Origin of the sequence: Neisseria sp. DTU_2021_1001991_1_SI_NGA_ILE_055 (genome assembly GCF_032342915.1) — a bacterium.
In the GTDB taxonomy this organism is placed as follows: Bacteria; Pseudomonadota; Gammaproteobacteria; order Burkholderiales; family Neisseriaceae; genus Neisseria.
The window spans coordinates 979,229-995,569 of sequence record NZ_CP135440.1 but is presented as its reverse complement, the minus strand read 5'-3'; the positions used below and the strand labels follow the sequence as shown (position 1 = coordinate 995,569).

General features: G+C 49.7%; 18 protein-coding genes and 1 pseudogene. 9 read left to right on the top strand and 10 right to left on the bottom strand.

The window, feature by feature from the left end; all coding sequences use genetic code 11:
• Window positions 1-4 precede the first annotated feature (4 nt).
• On the bottom strand, window positions 5-1,162 hold the full coding sequence (gene earP, locus RRV97_RS04625) for an elongation factor P maturation arginine rhamnosyltransferase EarP (RefSeq protein ID WP_315612118.1): 1,158 nt from the start codon (window positions 1,160-1,162) through the stop codon (window positions 5-7).
• Window positions 1,163-1,193: 31 nt separating this feature from the next.
• Window positions 1,194-1,472 carry a hypothetical protein gene (locus tag RRV97_RS04620; protein ID WP_315612117.1) on the bottom strand — a complete coding sequence of 93 codons (279 nt, stop codon included), beginning with the start codon at window positions 1,470-1,472 and terminating at the stop codon, window positions 1,194-1,196.
• Window positions 1,473-1,574: 102 nt separating this feature from the next.
• On the opposite strand from RRV97_RS04620, the gene nadE reads away from it, so the two are divergent.
• Window positions 1,575-2,363, top strand: a complete 789-nt coding sequence (gene nadE, locus RRV97_RS04615; protein WP_003747146.1) for an NAD(+) synthase — start codon at window positions 1,575-1,577, stop codon at window positions 2,361-2,363.
• A 68-nt stretch (window positions 2,364-2,431) separates the two neighbouring features.
• On the opposite strand, the gene RRV97_RS04610 is transcribed toward nadE, so the two are convergent.
• Window positions 2,432-2,632, bottom strand: coding sequence for a protein MIGRI (locus RRV97_RS04610; RefSeq protein ID WP_003682450.1), 201 nt, complete (start codon window positions 2,630-2,632; stop codon window positions 2,432-2,434).
• Window positions 2,633-2,748: 116 nt separating this feature from the next.
• On the opposite strand from RRV97_RS04610, the gene RRV97_RS04605 reads away from it, so the two are divergent.
• Both RRV97_RS04605 and metW read left to right on the top strand, forming a co-directional pair.
• On the top strand, window positions 2,749-3,888 hold the full coding sequence (locus RRV97_RS04605; protein WP_004519859.1) for a homoserine O-succinyltransferase MetX: 1,140 nt from the start codon (window positions 2,749-2,751) through the stop codon (window positions 3,886-3,888).
• Entirely contained in the window at window positions 3,885-4,466 is a 582-nt protein-coding gene (metW, locus tag RRV97_RS04600; RefSeq protein ID WP_049329691.1) for a methionine biosynthesis protein MetW, read from the top strand. Before RRV97_RS04605 ends, metW begins: the two co-directional genes overlap by 4 nt.
• Window positions 4,467-4,560: 94 nt before the next feature.
• Here the strand turns inward: metW and RRV97_RS04595 are convergent.
• From RRV97_RS04595 to RRV97_RS04580, 4 genes and pseudogenes are all read right to left on the bottom strand, one after another.
• A pseudogene (locus RRV97_RS04595) lies at window positions 4,561-4,680 on the bottom strand (low molecular weight phosphotyrosine protein phosphatase); the annotation flags it as partial.
• A gap of 46 nt (window positions 4,681-4,726) precedes the next feature.
• Window positions 4,727-5,431 (bottom strand): MIP/aquaporin family protein, encoded by a 705-nt coding sequence (locus tag RRV97_RS04590; RefSeq protein ID WP_315612116.1) that lies wholly within the window; start codon window positions 5,429-5,431, stop codon window positions 4,727-4,729.
• A gap of 60 nt (window positions 5,432-5,491) precedes the next feature.
• Window positions 5,492-6,004 carry a low molecular weight protein-tyrosine-phosphatase gene (locus RRV97_RS04585; RefSeq protein WP_315612115.1) on the bottom strand — a complete coding sequence of 171 codons (513 nt, stop codon included), beginning with the start codon at window positions 6,002-6,004 and terminating at the stop codon, window positions 5,492-5,494.
• Between the two features lie 85 nt (window positions 6,005-6,089).
• Entirely contained in the window at window positions 6,090-7,190 is a 1,101-nt protein-coding gene (locus tag RRV97_RS04580; protein WP_070734790.1) for a conjugal transfer protein, read from the bottom strand.
• Between the two features lie 205 nt (window positions 7,191-7,395).
• Here RRV97_RS04580 and gloA point away from each other — a divergent pair, with 205 nt between their 5' ends.
• Window positions 7,396-7,809, top strand: coding sequence for a lactoylglutathione lyase (gene gloA, locus RRV97_RS04575; protein ID WP_003685011.1), 414 nt, complete (start codon window positions 7,396-7,398; stop codon window positions 7,807-7,809).
• A gap of 51 nt (window positions 7,810-7,860) precedes the next feature.
• Here the strand turns inward: gloA and RRV97_RS04570 are convergent, their stop codons facing one another.
• Together RRV97_RS04570 and RRV97_RS04565 are read right to left on the bottom strand one after the other, a co-directional pair.
• Window positions 7,861-8,610 carry a lysophospholipid acyltransferase family protein gene (locus RRV97_RS04570; protein WP_003747133.1) on the bottom strand — a complete coding sequence of 250 codons (750 nt, stop codon included), beginning with the start codon at window positions 8,608-8,610 and terminating at the stop codon, window positions 7,861-7,863.
• 59 nt (window positions 8,611-8,669) lie between these two features.
• A complete protein-coding gene (locus RRV97_RS04565) occupies window positions 8,670-9,425 on the bottom strand; it encodes a GNAT family N-acetyltransferase (protein WP_315612114.1) in 756 nt (251 codons plus the stop codon).
• A 178-nt stretch (window positions 9,426-9,603) separates the two neighbouring features.
• Between RRV97_RS04565 and RRV97_RS04560 the strand changes: the two genes are divergently transcribed.
• From RRV97_RS04560 to RRV97_RS04550, 3 genes are all read left to right on the top strand, one after another.
• On the top strand, window positions 9,604-10,536 hold the full coding sequence (locus tag RRV97_RS04560; RefSeq protein WP_315612113.1) for an AEC family transporter: 933 nt from the start codon (window positions 9,604-9,606) through the stop codon (window positions 10,534-10,536).
• 182 nt (window positions 10,537-10,718) lie between these two features.
• Window positions 10,719-11,192: an iron-sulfur cluster repair protein DnrN gene (dnrN, locus tag RRV97_RS04555; RefSeq protein ID WP_036490552.1), complete on the top strand. Its 474-nt coding sequence runs from the start codon at window positions 10,719-10,721 to the stop codon at window positions 11,190-11,192.
• 157 nt (window positions 11,193-11,349) lie between these two features.
• Complete coding sequence (locus RRV97_RS04550) at window positions 11,350-12,075, top strand: hypothetical protein (protein ID WP_070850613.1); 726 nt, start codon at window positions 11,350-11,352, stop codon at window positions 12,073-12,075.
• 41 nt (window positions 12,076-12,116) lie between these two features.
• Here the strand turns inward: RRV97_RS04550 and RRV97_RS04545 are convergent, their stop codons facing one another.
• Window positions 12,117-13,082: a tRNA-dihydrouridine synthase gene (locus RRV97_RS04545; RefSeq protein WP_314593354.1), complete on the bottom strand. Its 966-nt coding sequence runs from the start codon at window positions 13,080-13,082 to the stop codon at window positions 12,117-12,119.
• An 83-nt stretch (window positions 13,083-13,165) separates the two neighbouring features.
• On the opposite strand from RRV97_RS04545, the gene RRV97_RS04540 reads away from it, so the two are divergent.
• Window positions 13,166-14,740 (top strand): glycosyltransferase family 2 protein, encoded by a 1,575-nt coding sequence (locus RRV97_RS04540; protein WP_315612112.1) that lies wholly within the window; start codon window positions 13,166-13,168, stop codon window positions 14,738-14,740.
• Between the two features lie 224 nt (window positions 14,741-14,964).
• The gene (locus RRV97_RS04535; protein WP_315612231.1) at window positions 14,965-16,293 is read left to right on the top strand and encodes an anaerobic C4-dicarboxylate transporter; all 1,329 of its coding nucleotides are present in this window, start codon (window positions 14,965-14,967) and stop codon (window positions 16,291-16,293) included.
• Window positions 16,294-16,341: the final 48 nt, after the last annotated feature.

The window sequence follows — 16,341 nt, the reverse complement described above, 5'->3', positions numbered from 1 at the left end:
TATTTTAGCGTATTTTTTTGTGCTTTGAAATAAAGGCGGCAAGTTTTTCGACGGCACTTTTTTGGGCAAAAAGTCCGTCCCGCCATTTTGCCGCGCTTTGGCGCCATTCGTTTTGATGTGCCGTCAGGGTTTGCCATGCCTGCAGGCGTTGGTTGTCGCTGAGTGCTTCGCCGTTGTTGAGTTCGTCGGAAAGGAGGCGGTGTGCCGTGGCGACAACATCCGGATAAATCTGATGCGCTTTGTCCCAAAACGCGTGCAGCTTGTCGAGATGGATATTTTCTTCTTGCGGGTAGATGTGCCAAAAGAAAGGTTTTCCGGCGAGCTGGGCGCGAACAAAGCTGTCTTCGCCCCGTATGACGGCGCCGTCGGCAAGATTGAGCAGTTTGTCAAAATCCTGTTGGGCAACGAAAGGGATTTTGATCAGGGTAATGTGTTCGCTCTGATACACATCGCCGTCTTCAAGCAGGGCGTTTTGCGGCACTAGGCCGCTGTTTTTCAGGCTGGCGATGATTTGTGTACCTGCAAGCAGCAAGGTAATGGGTTGGCCGGCCTGTTGCCACATGGTCAGCCATTTTGCCCAAATATCGCTTTGATAGCCGAAAAGCAGCCATTCGTGCTTGTTTTTTGCGGGAAGTTTGAGTTGTCGGCGTAAGGTTTCCGTATCAAAGCGGGCAGATTCGGCGTAATCACGTTCGCGTAGCAGGCCGCCGCTTTTTTCGCTGAAACCCATAAACCAAAAGTATTTCTGTATGCCGCCGGCTTGTAGCGAGGGCATTAAGTGCAGTCTCTCGTTGCTGTCTTCCGCACTGAGGTATTCCCAGTTGAGCCAAAGCGGTCGGTGTCGGCGGATGATGGATTGAACGTCATCGGGCAGTTCGCAGGCGAAGGTTTCGATGACAATGTCGGGGGTAGGGGCTGTATCGGTATCTTCGGCATGGTCGGCTTGCCAAGCGTGAATGCCGATGCCTTGATGGATATTGGGAATCGAGGCTAGGTCAGGGCAGAGTGCCTGAAGGGATGGGAAATCGTCTGTCCATAAATGCACTTGCCAGCCGAGTTCCCGTTGCAAAACACGTGCCAGCCGCCATGAAACGCCGATGTCGCCGAAGTTGTCGATGACGTTGCAGAAAATCCAGCAGGTATAAGGTGGGGGAGTGTTCATGGAAAAATATGCCCAAGGCCGTCTGAAAACATTAGAATGCGCCGAAATAGTGGAACAAATAAACAATCAGCAAAACAATAGGGATAAACATCCAAATACTTTGCTGTTCCAATTCAGGCTCTTGTTTGAGGTGGTGTTTGATGACGTCAAAGAGGACGAATTTGAATAGAAATGTGGCCTCGCAGGCAAGGATGATGCCGTTGATGAGGTGTTGCGTTTTGTCTTCGGGCGGGTTGAGTGCAAACCACAAAAGAGTGGCGAGCGGAATCAGACAGACGGCGAGCCAGCGCAGAAGGATGGGTTTGGACATGGTGTGTGTGCAAGAAATAAAAAGGGCATTATACCTTGTCGTCTTTCAGACAAGTGCAAATCAGGCTATCATTCGTTTTATTTGAAGCGAACATTTATCCCTATGCAAACCCAAGCCATCATCCGCCATATTGTTCAATGGCTCAAAGATTACGCCGAGCAGGCGCGTGCCAAAGGTTTTGTCGTCGGCGTATCCGGCGGCATCGATTCTGCCGTGGTTTCCACCCTTGCCGCGCAAACCGGTTTGTCGGTTTTGTTGTTGGAAATGCCGATTCGTCAGAAGTCCGACCAAGTCAACCGCGCACAAGAACACATGGGCCGTCTGAAACAGCGTTATCCCAATGTAAAAGCGCAAAGCGTTGATTTGACCCCGGCGTTTGATACGTTTGCCGATACCGTTGACGTCAGCGAAACTGAATTTCCCAACAAACAGCTGGCACTGGCCAATGCACGCAGCCGCCTGCGCATGACGACGCTTTATTATTACGGCCAGCTGCATGGTTTGCTGGTGGCGGGGACGGGCAACAAAATTGAAGATTTCGGCGTCGGTTTCTTCACCAAATACGGAGACGGCGGCGTGGACATCAGCCCGATTGCCGATTTGACCAAAACTCAAGTGTACGCGTTGGCTGCCGAGCTGGACGTATCGGAAGACATTCAAAAAGCCGTACCGACAGACGGACTTTGGGATACCGAGCGTACCGATGAAGAGCAAATGGGCGCATCTTATCCCGAACTCGAATGGGCGATGAGCGTGTACGGCAGCCATAAGCCTGAAGATTTTGAAGGCAGGCAGCGCGAAGTTTTGGCAATCTATACCCGGTTGCACAAAGCCATGCAGCACAAAGTCAATCCGATTCCGGTTTGCAAGATTCCGGAAGAATTGTTTTAAGTTTGAACATTAAAAGGCCGTCTGAAAACGCTGGATTAAGGTTTTCAGACGGCCTTTTATATTTTATTTCAATAAGAATTAGGAATATGCTTGAAAAACAGCATCATCAAATACCAAAACAGCGTAGCCGCCGCCGCACCCAGCAATACCCATGCGCTGATTTTGGCGATTTCCCGAATGGTGCGCTTTTGTTTGCGGCTGAACAAACGGTTCACAATCAATGCCGCTATGGCGCAAAAGAAAAAAAATCGCAAAAGCCTGCCTATCATTTCACATTCTCCCAAAAATATTGCCTTTAATCAGGGCAGGCCGTCTGAAGCCTCATGCACAAAACAAAAACGAAACGTTATAATACCCCTTTTGCCGCTTCACTTGGAAATTACAAATGACAACAAATGCCTCAGTGGGCATTGTAACGCCCCAGAAAATCCCGTTTGACACACCGCTTGCTCTGGAAAACGGCAAAACCTTACCCCGTTTCGACCTAATGATTGAAACCTACGGCACACTCAATGCCGACAAAAGTAATGCCGTCCTGATCTGCCACGCCCTGTCAGGCAATCATCACGTTGCCGGCAAGCACAGTGCGGAGGATAAATACGCCGGCTGGTGGGACAATATGGTCGGCCCCGGCAAACCCATCGATACCGAACGCTTTTTCGTTGTCGGTTTGAACAACTTGGGCGGCTGCGACGGCAGTACCGGCCCTTTGTCCGAAAATCCTGAAACCGGCCACGAATATGGCGCGGATTTTCCGGTTGTAACCGTCAAAGACTGGGTGAAGTCCCAATCCATGCTTGCCGATTATCTCGGTATTCAAAAATGGGCGGCCATTGTCGGCGGCAGCTTGGGCGGTATGCAGGCATTGCAATGGACGATTTCTTTGCCTGAACGCGTTGCCCACGCGCTCGTCATCGCTTCTGCGCCTAAACTTTCCACTCAAAACATCGCGTTTAACGATGTTGCCCGTCAGGCTATTTTGACCGATCCCGATTTCCATGAAGGCAATTACCGCAGCCATCATACCGTTCCTTCACGCGGTTTGCGTATCGCGCGCATGATGGGGCACATTACCTATCTTGCCGAAGACGGCTTGGGTAAAAAATTCGGCCGCGATTTAAAATCAGACGGCTATCAGTATGGCTACGGCGTTGAATTTGAAGTGGAATCTTATCTTCGCTATCAAGGCGATAAGTTTGTCGGCCGCTTTGATGCCAATACTTATCTGCTGATGACCAAGGCGCTTGACTACTTCGACCCGGCCGCCGATTACGGCCACAACCTCACGCGCGCCGTGGAGAATGTGCAGGCCAAGTTTTTTGTTGCCAGCTTCAGTACCGACTGGCGCTTCTCGCCGCAACGTTCGCATGAATTGGTCAAGGCATTAATCGCCGCGCAAAAATCCGTGCAATACATTGAAGTCAAATCCAATCACGGCCACGATGCGTTCTTGATGGAAGACGAAGCCTATATCCGCGCGGTTGCCGCTTACATGAACAACGTTTACAAGGACTGCCAAAAATGAATCTGCGCGACGATTTGCAACTCATTTACGATTGGATACCCGAAGGCAGCCGCGTACTCGATTTGGGCTGCGGCGACGGCGAGCTGTTGGCCGCGTTGGTGGAACATAAAAACTGCACCGGCTACGGTGTTGAAATCGATACCGACAGTGTGATTGCCGCTATATCCCGCGGCGTAAACGTCATTCAAGCCGATTTGGAAGAAGGCTTGGTGGCTTTTGGCGATCAAAGCTTTGATGTGATTGTTTTGAGCCAAACCATTCAAGCCATGCAGAACACGGAAAAAATCCTGCGCTGCCTGATGCGCGTGGCCAAGCAGGCCATCGTCAGCTTCCCTAACTTCGGCTACTGGCGCAACCGCTTTCAAATCGCCATTGGCGGCCATATGCCGGTTTCCGAGCGGATGCCGTATCATTGGTACGATACGCCCAATATCCATTGGTGTACCCTCAAAGACTTCGATTTATTGTGCGCCAAAAACAAAATCCGCGTGCTTGAGCGTGCGGTCATGACGGGCAACCGACAGGTCAAACATCTGCCGAATTTATTGGGCAGTCTGGCGTTTTATCGCGTAGGTTGATTACGGTGAACAATAAAGGCCGTCTGAACAGGTAATCACGAAAGCATGGCTTTTGAGATAGCTGTTCAGACGGTCTTTTTTTGTTAAAGCCGATTTAAGCCTGTTTCAATTTTTCCAATAAGGCCAAACTGCCGGCATCGACCAGACGGTAGGTTTCGTCAAAGTCGCCTGTGTACCACGGATCGGGAACGTGGTTGTACCCTGAATCGGGGATCCTGAGATTTTCATCTCAAGCTCTATCAAAATAATTATTTTCTATATTAGAAAAGTGAGAATACAAGCACAGCCAAGGCTGCACCGATAACAGGTCCCACAACTGGAATCCAAGCATAAGACCAGTCTCCATCGCCTTTGTTTGGAATTGGCAAGATACTGTGCATGATACGAGGTCCAAGGTCACGCGCAGGGTTCAAGGCACAACCTGTTGTCCCACCTAGTGATAGACTAATACCGACAATCAAAGTCCCCACTGCAAAGGTGCCGATACCTGCCTGAAAATCATAAAGCCCCAAAGCAAAGATTGTCAATACCAAAACAAAGGTGCCAAGGATTTCACTGATTAAGTTAGAAACTGTATCCTTGATGGCCGGTCCAGTACTGAAGGTTGCCAGGATATTGCCTGCATTTTCTTCTGCCTCATAATGCGGTTTGAATTGCAACCAAACCAAAATCTGACCCAGCATAGCCCCTGCGAACTGAGCTAGGATGTATGGGAAAACGGAAGCCCAAGGCAAACCACCTTTTAAGGCCACACCAATGGTCACAGCTGGGTTTAAATGAGCTGGACTGAGCTTGCCAGATACAAAGACCGCAACTGCAACCGCAATTCCCCAACCCATAGAACTCACAATCCAACCTGCATTGTTGCTCTTGGTTTTAGGAAGAACCACACCTGCAACAACACCATTTCCTAGAAGAATCAGGATTAAAGTCCCCAAAAATTCTCCAAATAATTCATTCATCATCTTTCTGTCCCCATTAAAAAGAAGGAGAGGGTAGACTAGGAGTCCTGCCCTCCACCTCTTTTATTTTAATTCTGCTAAATCATTGTTAGCAAGAGCTGCTTCGACATCAGCACGGTAAGCGGCTTTTTCTTCTTCAGTCCAGTCATAGAATCGTCCCATTTCATTCAAAACTGGCTCAACGATGCTGTCCAAGCTATCACGCATGAAAAGCATGTGGTTGGTACGACGAAGGTCGGTCAGTTTGAAGATTTTGCCGGGGTGGAAACCGAGCTGTTTTTCAGTTTCTCTGAGATTGTTGTCGTCCATCACGATGATGTAGTCGAAATGTTCGGCATCGCTGGGTTTGATTTTGCTGCTGGTAAAGCATGACGGGTCGATGCCGTGTTGCTTGAGTGCGCGGCGCGTGCCTTCGTGCATGTCTTCCCCATCGTGCCAACCTGATGTGCCTGCGCTGGCCGTAATGATGGCATTGTCCATGCCTGCTTCGCGGGCGCGATGGCGCAGGACGTATTCGGCCATGGGGGAGCGGCAGATATTGCCGAGGCAGACGAAAAGGATTTTGTGGGTTTTCATATGCGTGAAAATGAGCGGTAAGGTTTGAAAATCAATGCAACACGCTAAACCGTTTTCAGACGGCCTTGCGTGTTGCATTTTCAATTTAGTTTACATTGCTGAAGAAAGGATTATGGCCTTCCAGTTTCAACGCTTGGGCATAAGTAGGGATGTTCTCGTTTTCTCCCAGTGGGTTATGCAGCAGGTAGAGGTGCTCGATTCGGCATTCTGCCATCAGGTCGAGGAAGTTTTGCTGCACGATGGCGATATTGTCGGTTGAGGCCAGCTCCCAAGTGAAGGTCTGTGGAACGATTTCAAACGCGCTGTCTGTCGCGTTGAAGCTGAACTGGAGCTTGCCGTCCGCTTTCGCTGCGGCAACAACGCCGACACGCGGGCTTTGCATACGGATGGCGCGGATGGCGTTGGTGGCAAAAACGTCCATGGCCATGCGTTGGCGGGTGTGGCTGCCGTCGGTAAGCGCGTCAAGCGGTGTATTGGGCGAGAGCGGGTTGGTAAAGAGGGTAACGCCGTCGAGGGCGAGATGTTCTTGCCAAACCTGCATCAATGGCAGACCTGCCTGTTGCAGGTTGAGGCCCAAGGCCGTCTGAATGTCTTTATTGCCGTAGCCCAGCGCGTAAACAACATGGACGGATTGACCTTCGGGCAGCATCAATGGTTTGTATTCGAATTTTTGCAGGAATGCGCCTGCCGCTTCATCGTTTTGCTTGGCTTGGAACCAGTCGCCCGGGGTAATGCTGCTCAAGTCGGTAGATTGGACGAGGTAAGGCAGCCATTGCGTGTTTTGCGTGAGGGTGCGCAGGTTGGGGTAGTTTTGCAGGCAGGCGAAGAGGGCTTCGGTAGGCAGTGTGAGCGGCAGGGTTTGTTCTTTTTTGCAACCGGCAACCAAAACGACAGGCAGGGCAAACCATTGGGCTTCGTTATCGTTTTCTGCCTTCAGGACTTCGCCCACGCTTTGAATCAGGCTGGTGTAAGTGCCGACATCGGGGGCCATGGTCATCGCCAATGAAAGGTTGATGTAATGGTTTTGGCTGAGCATGGTGCGGATTTCGGTTTGCAGTTGGCCGGCCGAAAGCTTGCGTGATGCGGAGGAGGAGTTGTGTGCCAGCTGATAGGCATTGAGCAGAAGGTAGTTTTTGATAGGGCTTTGCGGATAAGGGCGGGTATCGGGAAGAACAAAGGTTTTCATGACGGTTTGAAGTGTTGTGTTGTAAGTGTGGCGATTATAGCAATTTAGTCAGTCGGTGTGCTTGTTAATAAATTAAATTCAACTGGCGATAGGGATACGCTTCATTTCTATACGGTTTAAGTATCGGCATTTTCTAAGTTGAGGAGGGTAAATGCCCGATGTGTTATAATCCATGACCAAACATAATTCAGAAAGGAACAAAATCATGCGCTTGCTTCATACTATGTTGCGTGTCGGCAATCTCGAACGCTCTTTGGATTTCTATCAAAACGTATTGAATATGCAACTGCTGCGCCGCCGCGATTATCCTGAAGGCCGTTTTACTTTGGCTTTTGTCGGTTATGGCGATGAGGCGGACCATACTGTTTTGGAACTGACCCACAACTGGGATACCGAGTCTTACGACTTGGGCGATGCTTACGGCCACATCGCGATTGAAGTTGATGATGCTTACGCCGCGTGCGAACGCGTCAAAGAAATGGGCGGCAAAGTGGTACGCGAAGCCGGCCCGATGAAACACGGCACGACTGTGATTGCGTTTGTCGAAGATCCGGACGGCTACAAAATTGAATTTATTCAAAAGAAAAGCGGTAGCGATTCGGTTCAATATTCATCTTAAGACATAAGATAGTGGAAAAGGCCGTCTGAACATTCAGACGGCCTTTTTTGATCAGCCCAACTGTTTTTGCTTTTCGCTCAACAGGGCGTGTACTTGAAGCGCGGTAGCGTAGCGGTCTTCTCCTGCTTCAATCGGATCGAGGAAATGCAGTTCGACTGTACTGGAAGGCTGGCTGATGACCATGCAGATGGATTGCCAGAGGCTGATGTCGCCGTAGTAGGCAGTGTGCGGATTGGGGCTGCTGCCGTCCGGATTCGGATAGCGGCAGAGCGCCGGAATAATCGGTACGCCTGCATCATAGGCCGTCTGAAAAAAGCTGGGTTTGAACGGCAGGATTTCACGGCCTTCGGTACTGGTTCCTTCGGGGAAAATGGTGACAGTATCGCCGTTTTTCAGCGCTTCGGTTACGCCGGCGATTTTGGCGGAATTGCCTTTGATGCCGCGGTTGCGCGAGACGTAAACAGTTTGTGCCTGCGTAGCGAGATAACCGACCACCGGCCATTTGGCTACATCGTCTTTAGCCACGAAACGGCCGGGGAAAGCGCCGTTGACCGCCATAATGTCCAACCATGAAATATGGTTGCTGATAAGCATTTGGCCACGGCCTTCTTGCGGCGGCGTGCCGAAAGTTTGCAGTTTCATGCCGCAGGAAGCGAGCACGCGCAGCGACCATAACTGGATTGCGCGCAGTTTGCGTTTGCTGCTGTAAAAGGGAAACAGAAAAAACATTTCGGCCATGCCGTACAAAAGGCAGCCGGCAATGCAAAGGAGGCGGAAGATAAAACGGATTTTGGCGGTCATTGTGTGTGTTTTTTTATAAAAGATGAGGCAGGCCGTCTGAAGCTTCAGACGGCCTTTTATTATGAATCGGTTTTAGGGGCGAAACGCTGCAAGTAGCGGTCGGAAAGGTGGCTGATGTCCATCATGATCAGCACATCCGCGCAGTTGAACGCTTCATCGACGCAAGGCTCGCCGCAAAACCACGCACCCGCTTTGAGATAGCCTTTGATCAGTGCGGGTACAGGCGGGTTTTCAGACGGCGTGATGCTGTCCCATTTGAGCGGGTTGAGCGGTTTGACGCGCCATTGTTCCGGAGCAAGGTATTTGCCTTTTAAAGCATGATACAGACCGGCCGCATCGCTGCCGCCGTCGCGCATTTCGATACTGCCGCAACCAATCATAAAGCGCAGGTTTTCGTCTTTCATGAATTTGACCAAACCGGTCCACAACAGCATGACCAAGCCGCCGTTGCGGTAGTCCGGGTGGGTACAGGCGCGGCCGAGTTCGACAGTTTGCGGCAGGATGTCTTTCAAAGGCTCAAGGTCGAATTCATGCTCGCTGTACCAGCCGCCGACTTTTTTTGCGGTTTCTTCGGTAATCAGGCGGTAGCAGCCGATAACTTCGCCGGTTGCATCGTCAAATGCGAGCAGGTGGTGGCAATGCTCATCATAAGGATCGACATCGCGGCCGTCATCACTTTCGATTTCCGCACCCAATTCTTGGGCAAAAACCTGATAGCGCAATCTTTGGGCGGCTTCGATTTCAGCTTGGGTTTCTGCAAGGCGTACGCTCAGGCCGATTTTGGGGCCCGTTTGATTGAAACGGCTGGGGGACATGATGTTTCCTGTTTGAAGAAAATGGCTGATTATAGCGGATATACGGACAGATTTATATTGGTTTGCTTTGCGGTAGGGCAAATTATGTCGGGTTGTTGGAAAAAGGCTTCAGGCCGTCTGAATTTGGCATGCCAAGCGGTAGAAGCGTAAAATCAATGTTTTTGCCGCTTTTTTTGTTATGGAAACCTCTTTTCTGCTTGCCGGAAAAATTACCGAGCTGACGCTGATTGTTTTGATGGGCATGGCTTTGGTGAAGGCCGGGCTGTTGAAATCGGAAAACAGCTACACGCTCTCCGTCATTGCGCTTTATTTGATCAGCCCGTCTGTCATGATTCATGCTTTTCAGATGGACAATACGTCGCAGATTATCGAAGGGCTGAAGCTTTCCATCATGCTGGCGGTGTTTTTTCATATAGTGCTGATTGTTTTGGGCAGGGTGTTTAAACACTTGTTCAAACTCGATGCGCTCGAACACGCGGCGACGGTGTACAGCAATTCGGGCAACCTGATTATTCCTTTGGTAATGTCGGTATTTGGTGCGGAATGGGTGATTTACACCACCGGTTTTATCTTGGTGCAGACGTTTTTGTTTTGGACGCATCTGCGCCTGTTGATTTGCGGTCGCGGCAATGTGGCTTGGAAAACCATTTTCACCAATATCAACATCTTATCCATGTTGGTCGGGCTGCTGATGTTTGCCTTTCAAATCAAGCTGCCGCACATTGTTGATAATACTTTGGCGACGGTGGGCAGTATGATTGGCCCGGTTGCCATGTTGGTGGCGGGCATGCTTTTGGCCTCTTTGCCGTTGCGTTCGATTGTGTGGACGCCGAGGCTTTATCTCGTTGCTTTTTTAAGGCTGATTTTGATTCCGGTATTATTGCTTTTCGCCGTCAAAGCCTGCGGTTTTGCCCATCATGATGCGCATGCGGATACGGTTGTGTTAATCAGCTTTTTGGCAACGACTTCGCCTGCCGCTTCGACAGTTACCCAAATGGCGGTTGTTTACGGCAAAAATGCCCAAAAAGCCAGTGCGATTTATGGGCTGACGACCCTGCTTTGTGTGGTAACCATGCCGGTAATGATTGCCTTATATCGTTGGATTATTTAAGAAAAGGGCAGGCCGTCTGAAACTTTGACTTTATGTTTCAGACGGCCTGTTTGGTATTTTAATTTTGAAAATAACTTTTATTATCAATTAATTAAGTAATTAAAAAACTATACAAAGCCGCAAGCAGCGTGTATCCTTATACCTAACATTCATCCAATATCAATCTTTAAAGGAACACAGCCATGACCGACTTTACCGTTTGGGAAACCGCACCTTTCAATTCTACCATCGACCATATCCTGCAGCGTTACCACAATGTTCACCGCGCCCAGTTTGAAGAGTTGGTTCCGCTGGCGCAAAAAGTGGCGCAGGTTCATGCCGATACTTTCCCTGCCGAAGTGCCTGATTTGTTGGCCTATATGCAAAACGAGCTGTTGATGCACATGATGAAAGAGGAGCGCATGTTGTTCCCGATGATTAATCAGGGTGTGGGTCGCGGCGCGGCCATGCCCATCAGCGTGATGATGCATGAACACGAAGACCACGATCAGGCCATCGCGCGTTTGGAAGAATTGACCAATAATTTTGAGCTTCCCGAAGGCGCTTGCGGCAGCTGGACCCGTTTGTACGCATTGGCCAAAGAGATGGTGGACGATTTGAAAGACCACATCCACTTGGAAAATGAGATTTTGTTCCCCCGCGTTTTGGCTTCTTAAGAATTGATGTTAATCAAGGCCGTCTGAATGTTCAGACGGCCTGTTCTTTAATCCCTTGCTAAGTTAGTACAATAGTTCTAAAATTTTAATAAAGAAACAAAAATAAGCAGTAAAGGCACACATCCGTTTTTTTGTTTACTTGAGAAGGAGTTTATGAATGAAACATTCTAAAGTTTTACTATCGGGTATTCTGTTTGCTGCTGTGACTGCATGCGCCCAAACGACGGACGGTAGCTGGAGTGCCCTGCAGGATACGAAAACAGGTGTGCAGTCGCGACCTTATTATGAATTTGGCAATGTGGTTCAGAAGATTTCTTTTAAGAAAACCGGCAATCCGGAAAATGGTTTGAAAAAGCCTGTCTTGACGGTGTATCGCCAAGGCAAGCTGTTGGGCGAAGCATATAATTTGGAAGCCTCTCATGGCAGCCCCTTGTTGCCAACCCTGTTTCTGGTAAACGGCAAGTCATTAAATGTAAATGACGGCAACGATAAAAAACAATTGGCTTCTGCGAAGAGAATCGATTTTTACGATTTCGGCCACGGCCGTATCGGCCATGCAGTCTTTACCGCGCCTAACGGCATCTGTCAGGATATGAAACACGGCAAAGGCGTTTCCTATAAGCTGGTTACCAACTATGTTAATTTTCCGGATTACCCTTCGCCTGAAAATATCTTGATTATCACTGCGCAAGGCAAATATGAGCAAGACGGGTTTATATTGGATGCCACTGAGTCGAGAGTGACCAGTGCCAATAAAGAGTTTGCCAAAAAATATGGCGAAGCCCTGAAATCCAAGAATGGCCCTGAGACCAGGCATGTGAATATGGCCAATGCAGCCAGTGCGGAAAAAGGCAGACTGTTGGCTGATTATATCTGTCAGTAATCATATTAAAGGCCGTCTGAAATTCAGACGGCCTTTTTGAATCATGAATGCATCTCTTGTTCAAACGACAGCAGAATCTGTTTTACTTCATCCGCTTCTTTGACGGCGCGGATACGGTCAAACAATATCTGCGCCTGTTCAAACTCTTTTTTCATCATGCCCAGCCATTGTTTCAAACGGGCAACCGGATATTTGTTGTTGGCCTCTTTGGCAAGGCATAAGTCGAAGAATTGGACTATCCATGAAGAGACTTCGGCAAAGTCGGTGTCTTTCACTGTTTCGCCGTTTTCATATTGCTTGATTTGCCGTGCCAAGTCTGGACGGATAACCGCGCCGCGCCCGAGCATCACGCTGTCGCAGCCGCTGACGGTTTTAATGTCGAGATAGTCTTGAAGGCTGAACACATCGCCGTTGGCAGTAACGGGAATACTGACTGCATCGCGGATTTTGCGCACCCATTCCCAATGAGCCGGCGGCTCGTAGCCTTCGACTTTGGTGCGCGCATGGACGGTCAACGCGCATGCGCCGCCGTTTTCAATCGCGGAGGCGCATTCCAATGCCAGACTTTTGTCTTCATAACCGAGCCGCATCTTGGCAGTCAGCGGAATGTGTTGCGGCAGGCGTTGGCGCAGGGTGCGGACGATGTGATAAATCAAGTCGGGCTCTTTGAGCAAGACCGCGCCACCTTTGTGTTTGTTGACCGTCGGCGCGGGGCAGCCGAAGTTGAGGTCGATTTTGTCCGCACCGAAACGCACGGCTTCCAAAGCATTGACGGCCATGTTTTCCGCATCGCTGCCCAAAAGCTGGACAGTACAGGGCGTGCCGGCCGGCGTACGGTTGGCATGGGCGATTTCGGGAACATATTTAAGCCAAGTGGCGCGTGAGTGGACCGTGTGTGTAATGCGGACAAATTCGCTGACACATTCGTCAAATCCGCCGATGCGCGTCAACAGGTCGCGCATCACATCGTCCACCAGCCCCTGCATGGGGGCAAGAATAAGCTGCATGAGTCAGGCCGTCTGAAAAAAGGAGGACATATTGTAGCGGTATATCGGTTAAAATACAGCTTCCTTTTTCAGACGGCCTTTTTATGATGCACACAATTCCGGCAACCGCCGCCATGTTGGTAAAAAATTCAGAACGTTATCTCTCAGAAGTTTTGAGTGCGCTGAAAGACTTTGACGAAGTCCTGCTGTTGGACAACGGCTCGACCGACCGTACTTTTGAAATTGCCAAGGGTTTTCCCAATGTCAGCTATTACAAGCATGACTTTATTGGGTTTGGGCCGATGAAAAATCTGGCGGCCAGGCTGGCGCAAAACGATTGGATTTTCAGCATAGACAGCGATGAAGTGGCGGATGAGGCTTTAATCGAAGCCATTCGTGCGGCCGTTTTGGAAAATGAGAAGGAACATATCTTTTCGCTTTCCCGTCTGAACCATTACCACGGCTGCCTGATTAAAGGCTGCGGCTGGTATCCGGATATTATTCCGCGCCTTTATCATCGCAGGTTTACCCGTTTTTCCGACCGTCAGGTGCATGAGTCTTTGGTGTTGCCGCAGGAAGCCAAGGTTAAACAACTTGATGGCCGTCTGAAACATTATTCTTTTGAAAACGCCGAAGGGCTGATTCAGAAAATGCAGCAGTACAGCTCGCTGTATGCGGAAGAAAACCGCTTCAAGAAAGACAGTTCGCCGTTTAAGGCTTTGCTGCATGGCGGCGTATCGTTTGTGAAAAATTACCTGCTCAAACGCGGTTTTGCCTATGGGGCGGACGGGCTGACGATTTCGGTGTCCAACGCGCAAGGTTCGTATTACAAATATGTCAAACTTTACGAGCGCAACCGCACGATAACTGTCTCCCTCATCATCACTACCTACAATCGTCCCGATGCTCTGGAGCTGGTGTTGAAATCGGCTTTATCGCAAACCCGTCTGCCGGATGAGATTATTGTCGCGGATGACGGCTCAAGGCAGGAAACCGCCGAAGTGGTTGATTTTATCCGCCGCAGAACAAGCATTCCGGTCAAGCATTCATGGCAGCCGGATAGGGGCTTTCGTGCCGCCGAATCGCGCAATCGTGCGCTGGCGCAGGCGAAAAGTGATTATATTGTGTTGATTGACGGCGATATGGTTTTGGATCCGTCTTTTATCGCCGATCATTTGAAGATTGCCCGCAAAGGCCGTCTGATACAGGGTTCCCGCGTGATTTTGACTGAGGATAAAACGCAGGATATTTTAGACGAAGGTGATTTGCCTGCTTTGTCCATGTTCAGCTCGGGAATAGAAAAACGGCTTTCCGCCCTGCGCTGTCGTTGTTTGGCCAAACTGGCAGGCCGAAAAGGCAACCGCAAACACAAAGGCATCAAAACCTGCAATATGGGCTTTTTCCGCAGCGATGCGCTGGCTGTTAACGGGTTTGACAATAGCTTTGTCGGTTGGGGCAGGGAGGACAGTGAATTTGTCGCCCGTTGCTATCATAATGGGATGAAACGCTATAATTTGAAATTTGCCGGCATTGCGTACCACCTCTGGCACAATGAGGCAGAACGCGATTCCTTGCCGCAAAACGACGCCTTGTTGGAGGCAACCTTGTCGGAACGCAAAATCCGCTGTGTTCATGGCGTATCGGATTTTATAAAAGATGAAGAAGTAGCCGGAAAATAGCCTTATCATTTCATCTGAATCATAGAGGCCGTCTGAAAATCTTCAGACGGTCTTTTTTGTGCTTTTGATGAGTCTATTGGTTAAATGAGAATATTATTTATTTGATGTGGATCAGTATGTATAATTAGGTAAAGTATGGTTAGGGAAGAGGGTTTACTCTATAATCCAACCGTTTGTAATTTTATTTCGGCGAAGGCCAGATTTTGGGAGTTGTGATGTCAACTATGTTTTTTATCCAGTTTGCCGTTGTGCTGCTGTGTATCCTGATTGGCGCGCAGGTTGGCGGTATTGGTTTGGGCGTGCTCGGCGGTATCGGCTTGGCCGTATTGTCTTTTGGTTTCCATCTTCAGCCGACCAGCCCGCCGATTGATGTGATGCTGATGATTATGGCGGTAGTGTCTGCCGCGGCGGCCATGCAGGCCAGTGGCGGTTTGGACTATATGATTAAAATTGCTACGCGCGTGTTGCACCGTAATCCGAAATACATCACTTTTATCGCGCCGGCGGTAACGTACACCTTCACTGTGTTGGCGGGTACGGGCCATGTGGCTTACTCGGTCTTGCCCGTGATTGCCGAAGTCAGCCGCCGCAATGGCATCCGTCCTTCCCGTCCGTTGACAATGGCGGTTATCGCTTCCCAATTTGCGATTGTCGCCAGCCCGATTGCCGCTGCCGTTGTTGCCTGCGTCTCCATGCTTGAGCCGCAACACGTCACGATGGCGGATGTGTTGAAAGTCACCGTTCCGTCCACGATTTTGGGTATTGGTTTGGCTTGCGTGTTCGTAAACAAACTGGGCAAAGAATTGAAAGACGATCCGCATTATCAGGCTTTGTTGAAAGACCCGAACTATGTGAAAGAATACATCGATGTGGAGGAACAACAAACCGATGTTGCCATTTCGCCGAAAGCCAAATTGTCGGTCGGTATTTTCTTGACTGCGGCATTGCTGGTGGTCGTGATGGGTGCGCTGCCTGAGTTGCGTCCGGCCTTTGAACACGATGGCGCGATCAAGCCTATGGGCATGGCGCATACGATTGAAATCGTGATGCTGTCTGCTTCTGCGCTGATTATTTTGGCGTGTAAGCCTAATGGCGATGCGATTACCCGAGGTTCGGTATTCCATGCCGGTATGCGTGCCGTGATAGCGGTGTTTGGCGTGGCTTGGTTGGGCGATACCTTGATGAACGGCCACTTGGCAGAAGTGGAATCGACCGTCAGCCATTTGGTTGAGTCTGCACCATGGACTTTTGCCTTCGCCCTGTTTGTCTTGTCGGTATTGGTCAACAGCCAGGGCGCGACAGTAGCGACGTTGTTCCCAATCGCCATCAAACTGGGGATTCCTGCGCCCATTATTATCGGCACATTTGTTGCGGTAAACGGCTATTTCTTTATACCAAACTACGGTCCGATTATTGCCGCTATCGACTTCGATACAACCGGCTCGACCAAAATCGGCAAATTCATCTTCAACCACAGCTTCATGATACCGGGCTTGTTGAGCATGGCATTTAGTCTAGCTTTCGGTTTGTTGTTGGTTCAACTGTATTATTGATGGACTGAGACCTTTGCAAAATTCCTCAAAATCCCCTAAATTCCCACA

Bases quoted from the DNA above. Each gene is read 5' to 3' on its own strand.
- earP (WP_315612118.1), bottom strand. From the start codon at position 1,162: ATGAACACTCCCCCACCTTATACCTGCTGGATTTTCTGCAACGTCATC.
- RRV97_RS04620 (WP_315612117.1), bottom strand. From the start codon at position 1,472: ATGTCCAAACCCATCCTTCTGCGCTGGCTCGCCGTCTGTCTGATTCCG.
- nadE (WP_003747146.1), top strand. From the start codon at position 1,575: ATGCAAACCCAAGCCATCATCCGCCATATTGTTCAATGGCTCAAAGAT.
- RRV97_RS04610 (WP_003682450.1), bottom strand. From the start codon at position 2,632: ATGATAGGCAGGCTTTTGCGATTTTTTTTCTTTTGCGCCATAGCGGCA.
- RRV97_RS04605 (WP_004519859.1), top strand. From the start codon at position 2,749: ATGACAACAAATGCCTCAGTGGGCATTGTAACGCCCCAGAAAATCCCG.
- metW (WP_049329691.1), top strand. From the start codon at position 3,885: ATGAATCTGCGCGACGATTTGCAACTCATTTACGATTGGATACCCGAA.
- RRV97_RS04590 (WP_315612116.1), bottom strand. From the start codon at position 5,431: ATGATGAATGAATTATTTGGAGAATTTTTGGGGACTTTAATCCTGATT.
- RRV97_RS04585 (WP_315612115.1), bottom strand. From the start codon at position 6,004: ATGAAAACCCACAAAATCCTTTTCGTCTGCCTCGGCAATATCTGCCGC.
- RRV97_RS04580 (WP_070734790.1), bottom strand. From the start codon at position 7,190: ATGAAAACCTTTGTTCTTCCCGATACCCGCCCTTATCCGCAAAGCCCT.
- gloA (WP_003685011.1), top strand. From the start codon at position 7,396: ATGCGCTTGCTTCATACTATGTTGCGTGTCGGCAATCTCGAACGCTCT.
- RRV97_RS04570 (WP_003747133.1), bottom strand. From the start codon at position 8,610: ATGACCGCCAAAATCCGTTTTATCTTCCGCCTCCTTTGCATTGCCGGC.
- RRV97_RS04565 (WP_315612114.1), bottom strand. From the start codon at position 9,425: ATGTCCCCCAGCCGTTTCAATCAAACGGGCCCCAAAATCGGCCTGAGC.
- RRV97_RS04560 (WP_315612113.1), top strand. From the start codon at position 9,604: ATGGAAACCTCTTTTCTGCTTGCCGGAAAAATTACCGAGCTGACGCTG.
- dnrN (WP_036490552.1), top strand. From the start codon at position 10,719: ATGACCGACTTTACCGTTTGGGAAACCGCACCTTTCAATTCTACCATC.
- RRV97_RS04550 (WP_070850613.1), top strand. From the start codon at position 11,350: ATGAAACATTCTAAAGTTTTACTATCGGGTATTCTGTTTGCTGCTGTG.
- RRV97_RS04545 (WP_314593354.1), bottom strand. From the start codon at position 13,082: ATGCAGCTTATTCTTGCCCCCATGCAGGGGCTGGTGGACGATGTGATG.
- RRV97_RS04540 (WP_315612112.1), top strand. From the start codon at position 13,166: ATGATGCACACAATTCCGGCAACCGCCGCCATGTTGGTAAAAAATTCA.
- RRV97_RS04535 (WP_315612231.1), top strand. From the start codon at position 14,965: ATGTTTTTTATCCAGTTTGCCGTTGTGCTGCTGTGTATCCTGATTGGC.